The sequence below is a fragment of the Brevundimonas abyssalis TAR-001 genome (genome assembly GCF_000466985.1).
GTDB classification, from domain to species: Bacteria; Pseudomonadota; Alphaproteobacteria; order Caulobacterales; family Caulobacteraceae; genus Brevundimonas; species Brevundimonas abyssalis.
Window position 1 is genome coordinate 1 of sequence record NZ_BATC01000099.1, and the last position, 4,381, is coordinate 4,381.

7 protein-coding genes are annotated in these 4,381 nt (G+C 69.1%); all 7 read left to right on the forward strand.

What is annotated here, in order from left to right; all coding sequences use genetic code 11:
• On the forward strand, positions 1-626 hold a 626-nt coding region (locus MBEBAB_RS14480; RefSeq protein WP_045319459.1), incomplete at its 5' end, for a hypothetical protein.
• A 42-nt stretch (positions 627-668) separates the two neighbouring features.
• The gene (locus MBEBAB_RS14485) at positions 669-1,832 is read left to right on the forward strand and encodes an isovaleryl-CoA dehydrogenase (RefSeq protein ID WP_021698734.1); all 1,164 of its coding nucleotides are present in this window, start codon (positions 669-671) and stop codon (positions 1,830-1,832) included.
• Entirely contained in the window at positions 1,829-2,428 is a 600-nt protein-coding gene (locus tag MBEBAB_RS16645) for an HD domain-containing protein (RefSeq protein WP_021698735.1), read from the forward strand. The genes MBEBAB_RS14485 and MBEBAB_RS16645 overlap by 4 nt, the downstream gene beginning before the upstream one ends.
• Before the next feature lie 67 nt (positions 2,429-2,495).
• Positions 2,496-2,984: a helix-turn-helix domain-containing protein gene (locus MBEBAB_RS16650; RefSeq protein WP_158332156.1), complete on the forward strand. Its 489-nt coding sequence runs from the start codon at positions 2,496-2,498 to the stop codon at positions 2,982-2,984.
• Positions 2,985-2,991: 7 nt separating this feature from the next.
• Positions 2,992-3,300, forward strand: coding sequence for a PIN domain-containing protein (locus tag MBEBAB_RS14500; protein ID WP_277905903.1), 309 nt, complete (start codon positions 2,992-2,994; stop codon positions 3,298-3,300).
• A gap of 108 nt (positions 3,301-3,408) precedes the next feature.
• Entirely contained in the window at positions 3,409-3,597 is a 189-nt protein-coding gene (locus tag MBEBAB_RS15910; protein ID WP_021698738.1) for a DUF3008 family protein, read from the forward strand.
• A 76-nt stretch (positions 3,598-3,673) separates the two neighbouring features.
• Entirely contained in the window at positions 3,674-4,315 is a 642-nt protein-coding gene (locus MBEBAB_RS14510; RefSeq protein WP_021698739.1) for an exopolysaccharide biosynthesis protein, read from the forward strand.
• Positions 4,316-4,381: the final 66 nt, after the last annotated feature.

The window sequence follows — 4,381 nt, forward strand, 5'->3', positions numbered from 1 at the left end:
CCGAGCCCGAACCTGAGCCTGAGCCTGAGCCTGAGCCTGAGCCTGAGCCTGAGCCCGCGCCGGCTCCGGTCGCCCCCGCGCCGCCGCCCGCCGCCGTCATGGCGACGGTCATGGCCATGCAGCGCTATTCGCCCTACGTGGCGCCGAGGCGGGCGGGCCTGCATGTGTTCGGCGAGACGCCGGCCGCGCCGCAGACCGCCGAGCCGGGCGAGGGCGTCCTGGTGCTGACTCCGCCGCCCGAAGTCGAGCCGGAGCCGCCCACCCGCGAGGTCTGGCCCGAGGCCGAACGGCCCGGCCCCGCCGTCGAGGAAGAGCCCCTGTTCATCGAGGATCCCGCCATGCGCGCGGGCGCCGAGCCGGTGTTCATGCCGGAGTCGTTCGAGCCGGAGCGGCGCGGGCGGCTGGACTGGAGCGAGACGGGCGCCTTCCTGGGCATGGGGGCCGTGGGCCTGACCGCGTTCGGAGCGGCGGTGGCGGGCTTCACCATGGCGGCGGACCGTCCGGTGGGCGCGGTGCTGGACCAGACCACGGTCGCGTCCGGGGTGCTGGCGCTGATCGGCGCCCTGTGCGTGGGGATCTCGGCCTATAATCTGTATCTGCACTGGGCCCGCCGGGAACAGGACTGAGCCCGGCTTTGCGAACGGGCCGGGCGGTGCTACGCCGCTGCCATGAGCATTCCCAACGCCCCCCAAAGCATGAATTTCGGCCTCGGCGAGAACGCGGACATGATCCGCGAGACCACCGCCCGCTGGGCCGCCGACCGGCTGGCGCCGCGCGCCGCCGAGATCGACGAGACCAACACCTTCGCCCGCGACCTGTGGCCCGAGATGGGCGAGCTGGGCCTGCACGGCATCACCGTGGAGGAAGAGCACGGCGGGTTGGGTCTGGGCTATCTGGAGCATGTGGTGGCCATGGAGGAGGTGTCGCGCGCCTCGGCCTCCATCGGCCTGTCCTATGGCGCCCACTCGAACCTGTGCGTGAACCAGATCCGCCGCTGGGGCACCGAAGAGCAGAAGCGCAAATATCTGCCCAAGCTGATCTCGGGCGAGCATGTGGGTTCGCTGGCCATGTCCGAGGCGGGCTCGGGCTCGGACGTCATGTCCATGAAGACGCGAGCCGAGAAGAAGGGCGACCGCTACGTCCTGAACGGCACGAAGTTCTGGATCACCAATGCGCCCTCGGCCGAGACCCTGGTGGTCTATGCCCGCACCGGCGACGGCAACGGCGGGGTCACCGCCTTCCTGATCGAGAAGGGCATGAAGGGGTTCAGCGTCTCGAAGAAGCTGGACAAGATGGGCATGCGCGGCTCGGACACGGCGGAGCTGGTGTTCGAGGACTGCGAGGTGCCGGAAGAGAACATCATGGGCGGCGAGGGGCGCGGCGCTGCGGTGCTGATGTCCGGCCTGGACTATGAGCGCGCGGTGCTGGCGGCCGGGCCGCTGGGCATCATGCAGGCGGCGCTGGACGTGGTGCTGCCCTATGTGCGCGAGCGCAAGCAGTTCGGAAAGGCCATCAGCAGCTTCCAGCTGATGCAGGCCAAGATCGCCGACATGTACGTGGCCCTGAACTCGGCGCGGACCTATGTCTATGCGGTGGCGCGGGCCTGCGACGCCGGCCAGACCACCCGCTATGACGCGGCGGGCGCGATCCTGCTGGCCAGCGAGAACGCGGTGAAGGTGTCGCTGGAGGCCGTGCAGGCCCTGGGCGGCGCGGGCTACACCAAGGAATGGCCCGTGGAGCGGCTGGTGCGCGACGCCAAGCTGTACGACATCGGCGCGGGCACCAACGAGATCCGGCGCTTCCTGATCGGGCGGGAGCTGCTGGGGGCGTGACCGTCGGGTTGGGCATAGCACCTGGAGACGTCCTTGCGGACCTTCGGAACCGCTATGCCGAGCCGCAGCGGCGCTACCATACATGGGCGCACATCGAGGCCCTGCTCGGCTGGTTCGCGTTGCGGCGGGATCATCTGCACGACCCGGTCGCGGTCGAGCTGGCGATTCTGTTCCACGACGCGGTCTATGACCCGGCGCGATCCGACAACGAGGCCCAGAGCGCGCGCCTTCTTGAAGACGCCGATCTCCCGGACGTGACCGACGATACGCGGCTCCGCGCCATCCGGATGATCGAGGCCACCGCCGCCCATGGGCTGGCGGACAATCTCGATGAGAACGATCGAAGCGACATGGCCGAGTTCCTCGACATGGACCTTTCCATCCTCGGCGCAGCGCCGGCGGTTTTCGAGGGATACGAGCGCGCCATACGCGACGAGTACGCCTTTGTGCCCGAAGCGCTGTTCCGGGCGGCGAGACGGGGAATTCTGGAACGCTTTCTGGAGCGGCCGACGCTGTATTTCAGTGACTGGGGGCGTGACCGGTTCGAAGCCCGGGCCCGGTCCAATGTCGCGGCCTCCATCGCCGCCCTGGGCTGACCCCGCTTTCGGGGAGCTGCTCGCGCGCAGCCTTGTTCTGCGAAGATGGCTCGCCTATAGTTCGCAAATGGCGAACCTTGACGACTATCTTTCGCGACGACGAGGGATGCAGGCCGAGCTTGCCCGGCGGCTGAACCTCGGGGCGGGGACGCTGAGTTCGATCCGCAGCGGCCATCGCCGCCCGTCGCCGGAGCTGGCGAAACGCATTGAGGCCGCCACGGACGGCGAGGTCCGGGCCGCTGCGCTTCTGGGCCTGGAAGAGCAGGGCGCGCCCTTCGATCATGAGACGGCGCCGCAACCGCTCAGCGGCGGGCGCTGGATGGCGAAGGTGGCGGCGGACGGGTCGCTCTTTCTGACCCCGGAAGCGGTGGCGGCCATGGGCCTGGCGCCCGGCGAGCGGCTGGTGATGCGGCCCGACGGCGAGGAGGTGCGCATCAACTCCTCCGACAAGGCGTTGAAGGCTATCCGGAAGGAATTTCGGCGACTGGTCCCGGAAGGGCGGAGCGTCGTTGACGAACTGATCGCGGACCGGCGGGCCGACGCCGCGCGTGAGTAGGGTCGTCGTGGATTCGTCGGCTGTGGTCGCGGCCATTCTCGATGAACCGGGCGGGGATGAGATGGCCCTCCGCGACGGTCCGTTCCTGCTCAGCGCCGTCAATCTCTGCGAAGTGCTGGAACGTCTGGGCGCCGACGGCGATACGACGGCGCGGACCCTCGCCATGCTCGAGGCCCTCGGTCTGATGCTGGTCGATTTCACGCCGGATCTCGCGGCCATAGCGGCGCGACTGAAAGCCCCGACGCGCAGCGTGGGCCTGTCCCTCGGCGATCGCGCCTGTCTGGCCCTCGCGTTGCGGGAACAGCGCCCGTGCTGACAGGGGATCGTGCGTGGTCGAAAGTGGACGTGGGCGTCGAGGTTGTGCTGATCCGCTGACGGAACCGGCGCCGCGACGATCGGTTTTCTCCCTCAGAAGGAGACCGCCATGCCCGCCAAATCCGCAGCACAGCAGAAAGCCGCCGGGGCCGCCCTGTCGGCCAAGCGTGGGGACACGCCGAAGTCTGACTTGAAGGGCGCGTCGAAATCGATGGCGGAGTCCATGAGCGCGACGGAACTGGAGAAGATGGCCTCCACCTCGCGCAAGGACAAACCCGAGCACAAGAGCGACCGTTGACGGCCCGCGCGGGCGTCCCATCTGTGGGGCGACGGCGGGGATCGGCCCGGCGTCCCCCGCGCATGACGGACGCCTGATGACGTCTACGGCCCAGACCCTGCCGCCCGATGAGCGCCGGGCCTTTTCCGAGGTGCTGGACGATCTCGCGCAACGTCCGGGGTCCCGGCTGACCCTGGGCGAGATCGTCGATGCGTTTGGGGAGCGGGGGTTCGGGGCGCTGATCCTGATCATCGCCCTGGTGAGCCTGTTTCCGTGGCCGCCGGGGTCCAAGGCGATCCTGAGCGTGCCGATGGTCCTGTTGTCGCTGGAGCTGGCGTTTCAGCGGGACCGGGTGTGGCTGCCGGGATGGACGCTGAACCGGAGCCTGCCGCGTCAGACCTTCGCCCGGGCCGTGGGGCGGATCATGAAGCCGGTGCGCTTCGTGGAGCGGCTGTCGAAGCCGCGCATGCCGTGGCTGACCGGCGAGGTCGCCGACGTGGTGACGGGGCTGACCTGCGTGTTCCTGGCCGTGATGCTGGCCCTGCCGGTGCCGTTCGGCGACCTGTTGCCGGGCCTGACCCTGATCGTGCTGGGGCTGGGGATCATGCAGCGCGATGGCGCAGCGATCCTGCTGGGCGCGGTGGGGACCACCGCCTGCGTGATCTATCTGTTTCTGGTGTGGGCGGCGGTGACGGCTGCGGTCGAGGCGATCGGCGACTGGGCAGGGCGGGTGTTCTGAGAAAGACTCGAGCTTTCTCGCTTCTCCGCTCATCCCCGCGAACGCGGGGATCCAGTCCTTTCGTTC

Coding starts and splice junctions, on each gene's coding strand:
- MBEBAB_RS14485 (WP_021698734.1), top strand. CDS start 669: ATGAGCATTCCCAACGCCCCCCAAAGCATGAATTTCGGCCTCGGCGAG.
- MBEBAB_RS15910 (WP_021698738.1), top strand. CDS start 3,409: ATGCCCGCCAAATCCGCAGCACAGCAGAAAGCCGCCGGGGCCGCCCTG.
- MBEBAB_RS14510 (WP_021698739.1), top strand. CDS start 3,674: ATGACGTCTACGGCCCAGACCCTGCCGCCCGATGAGCGCCGGGCCTTT.
- MBEBAB_RS16650 (WP_158332156.1), top strand. CDS start 2,496: ATGGCGAACCTTGACGACTATCTTTCGCGACGACGAGGGATGCAGGCC.